Annotated in this window: 2 protein-coding genes and 1 pseudogene; all 3 read left to right on the forward strand. The window is 73.9% G+C overall.

Annotated elements, in window-relative coordinates:
- Positions 1-843, forward strand: an 843-nt coding sequence (locus AB0G02_RS34795) for an FAD-dependent oxidoreductase (RefSeq protein WP_360803056.1), incomplete at its 5' end; no start/stop codon positions are given.
- A 21-nt stretch (positions 844-864) separates the two neighbouring features.
- Positions 865-2,112 carry an S-methyl-5-thioribose kinase gene (mtnK, locus tag AB0G02_RS34800; RefSeq protein WP_360803059.1) on the forward strand — a complete coding sequence of 416 codons (1,248 nt, stop codon included), beginning with the start codon at positions 865-867 and terminating at the stop codon, positions 2,110-2,112.
- Between the two features lie 114 nt (positions 2,113-2,226).
- Positions 2,227-2,614: pseudogene (locus AB0G02_RS34805) on the forward strand (SAM-dependent methyltransferase); the annotation flags it as partial.

The raw sequence follows: 2,614 nt of genomic DNA on the forward strand, positions 1-2,614 counted from the left end.
CACGGGATGCAGGCGTTGGCCGACGCCCTGCACGCCCGGTTCACCGCGCTGGGCGGCGACACCCACACCGGCCACCGGCTCGTGCGGTTGGACCGGGAACCGGGGCAGGACCACTACCGGTTGACCTTCGAGGTGGACGGCACGCGCCACGCGCGCGTCCGGGCCCGATCCGTCGTGCTGGCCCTGCCCCCGGAAGCGCTGGCCGACCTCGACCCGTCCGGCCTGCCGCTGGGCCGGCACCTGCGGCCGGCGTTCGACGCGATCGAGGCGGTGCCGGCGGTCAAGCTCTTCCTCGTCTACCCGCGACCGTGGTGGCAGCGCCTCGGCGCCACGCACGGCAGGAGCACCACCGACTCCGCGCTGCGCCAGCTCTGGTACGGCGGAACGTGCTCACCGCCGGGCACCAGCGGTCCCGCGCTCCTGCTGGCCGCCTACCCCAGCGGCCACGACGTCCAGGCCTGGAACGGCCTGCGCGCCGGCGCACCGCACACTCCCGCCGGGCCCGCACCGACGCCGAGCGCGGCGATGGTCGACCACGCGCACGCCCTCCTCGCCCGGCTGCACGGCATCCCGGACCCGGAGGAACCGCTGAGCGCCTGCTGGGCCGACTGGAGCCGCCCCCCGCACCCCGCGGCGTGGCACGTGCGACGGCCGGGACACGCCGCCGACGACACCGGAGCCCTCACGCGGCAACCGCTCCCCGGCGAACGGGTGCACGTCGTCAGCGACGCCTGGACCGCCGACCCCGGTTCCGTCGAGGGCACGCTCGCGTCGGCGGACGAGGTGCTGCACGCCTGCTTCGCCCTGCCCACCCCGCCGTGGCACGCCGGATCGCCGCGCTGACCCCGTTCGCGGAAGGACACCATGGAGACCACCACCCGACCCGACGCGGCGGGCATCGCGGCCCACGTCGAGGCGATCCCGGAGTTGGCCGCCCGCCTGGGTGGCGTCCGCGCGCAGTGGGACGTGCGCGAGATCGGTGACGGGAACGTCAACTACGTCTTCTCCGTGCACGGCCCGGACGGCGCCCTCTGCGTCAAGCAGGCGCCGCCCTTCGTGCGGGTGGCGGGCTCCTCCTGGCCGCTGACGCCCGAACGCGCCCGGTACGAGCACCGCGCGATGCGCGAGCACCACCGCCTCGCGCCGGACCACGTGCCCGCCGCGCTGCACTACGACCCGGACCGGCACCTCCAGGTCGTCGAGCACCTCGACGGGCACGTCGTCCTGCGGCACGCGCTCGTCGACGGCCGGCTGCCCGCCGACGCGGGCAGGCACCTCGGCGCCTACCTGGCGCTGACCCTGTTCCACACCAGCGACCTGGCGCTGCCCGCGGCCCGCAAGCGGCCCCTCGTCGCCGAGTTCGAGGGCAACGTGGAGATGTGCTCGATCATGGAGGACATGATCTTCACGGAGGTCTACCACCCGTTCCACCGCAACCAGTGGACGCGCCCCCAGCTCGACGCGGACGTCGAACGGCTGCGCGCCGACACCGACCTGCTCGTCGCGGTGGCCCGGCTCAAGGACCTCTACCTCACCAGCAGGCAGGCGCTGCTGCACGGCGACCTGCACACCGGGTCGGTCATGGTGTCCGAGCGCGCCACCCACGTCATCGACCAGGAGTTCGCGTGCTTCGGGCCGATGGGCTTCGACGTCGGCAGCCTGTTCGCCCACCTGCTCATCGCCTACTTCGCCCGCGACGTCCCGGGGGTGGAAGCCGAGACACCCTTCCAGACCCGGCTGCTGGAGACCGTCGAGGCGGTGTGGGACGAGTTCGCCGCGCGCTTCACCGACCTCTGGCGGTCCTCCCCCACCGGTGACTCCTACCCGGCGGCCGTCCTCCCGCCGGCGGTGCTCGACCGGGAGCGGACGGTCTACCTGGACCGGGTGTTCCGCGACAGCACCGGTTTCTGCGGGGCGGAGGTCATCCGACGCGTCATCGGGTTCGCCCGTCCGGTGGACTTCACCGGCATCGGGGACGCGGACCGGCGTGCGACCTGCGAACGCCGAGCGCTGCGCCTGGCGCGCGAACTGCTCGTCCACGACCAGCGCACCGCCGCGGACGTCGTGGCCGCCGCCCGCCGGGCGCGGCTGCCGCACGGAGCCGCGGGGTGAACCGGACTCCGTGCCGCACACCGGGATCCGGCTCGACGCGTTCCGGACGTCGATCTCCAGGTGGCGTGGAGGCGAGGTGTGGCAACGGAATTGGTTTGATCGACAATCGTGGGCGTGGCTAGCGTCGCCCACCGTGACGACGACGTCGGTGACGTCCGCGGCAGGACGCTGCTGCACCTCCAGTGCCACATCGGGCTGGACACCCTGTCCTGGGCCCGGCGCGGAGCCGCCGTCACCGGTCTCGACTTCTCCGAACCGGCCGTGCGGACGGCCGGCGACCTCGCCTCGCGGATCGGCGTCCCCACCGCCCGCTTCGTCACCATCGCGCGCTGGGCGCGGACCGCAGCCGACCTCGTCGCTCCGGGATGGTTCCTCTACCTGGCCGAGTTCCACCCCGTTGCCGACGTGCTCTCCGACGACGGCCGCACCGTCGAGGGCGACTACTTCCGGCGTGACCCGATCATCGTGGACGCGCCCGGCACGTACGCCGATCCCGGCGCAC

This window comes from Actinosynnema sp. NPDC023658, from assembly GCF_040639995.1.
Lineage (GTDB): Bacteria > Actinomycetota > Actinomycetes > Mycobacteriales > Pseudonocardiaceae > Actinosynnema.